General features: G+C 71.3%; 1 pseudogene. It reads right to left on the bottom strand.

The annotated features are described in order from the left end of the window. Positions 1 to 565 (bottom strand): annotated as a pseudogene (locus G6020_RS12845) (glycine cleavage system protein T); the annotation flags it as partial. Positions 566 to 883 lie beyond the last annotated feature (318 nt).

Here is an 883-nt window from a genome sequence, read left to right as displayed (position 1 = left end):
CCCGGACGGGAACTCCGGACCAGTCGGCGTCGACGAAGGCCATGTAGTCCAGGTCGATGGGCAGGCCGACCGCGGTGAGGACCTCCCCGGCGAGCGGGCCCTGCACTGCGATCACGGCGCGGGAGCGGTGCTCGTCGGTGACGCTGACCTCGGGCGCCCGCTCGGCCGCCGCGGCCTGCATCCGCCGCACCACCTCGGCGGTGTTGGCGGCGTTGGGGATGAGGAAGATCTCGGAGTCGGAGACGCGGTAGGCGATGAGGTCGTCGACGACTCCCCCGGACTCGTCGCAGCACAGCGTGTACTGGGCGCTGCCGGCGGAGATCCGGTCGAGGTCGTTGGTGACGCAGGTGTTGACGAACCCGGCGGCGCCGGGGCCGGTCACGAGCGCCTTGCCCAGGTGGCTGACGTCGAACAACCCGACGGTCGTGCGGGTGGCGTGGTGCTCGGCGACGGTGCCCGAGTACTGCACGGGCATCGACCAGCCACCGAAGGGGGCGAAGGTGGCCCCGGCCTCCACGTGACGAGAGTGCAGCGGCCCCTCGTAGAGGTCCCCGGTGTCTGTCATGTGGCCACTCCTCGCGCTCTCCAGTACGGCTCCGCTCCCACGGTAGTCGATAGACTATGGTGCCCTGGCCGTGGCGGTCCCGCCACGTCATCAGGGCATCTGACACGTCCCGTACGTCCCCGCCGACCACCAGGAGTGCTTTCATGCCCACCGCGCAGTCGATCCTCACCCACAGCCCGGACCTCGCCGCGATCGAGGCCGTCACGACGCCTGTCGAGTCCGAGGTGGTGGTGGTCGGTATCGCCGCGGGCGCCGACCCCGGTGACGGCGACGGCGGTTCGGACGCGGCCCCCGTCGTCGTCGCCCCCGGTCTCGACG

Source organism: Dietzia sp. B19 (assembly GCF_014145155.1).
Lineage (GTDB): Bacteria > Actinomycetota > Actinomycetes > Mycobacteriales > Mycobacteriaceae > Dietzia > Dietzia natronolimnaea.
Note: the sequence above shows the minus strand (reverse complement) of the source record. Positions and strands in the feature narration are given on the sequence as shown.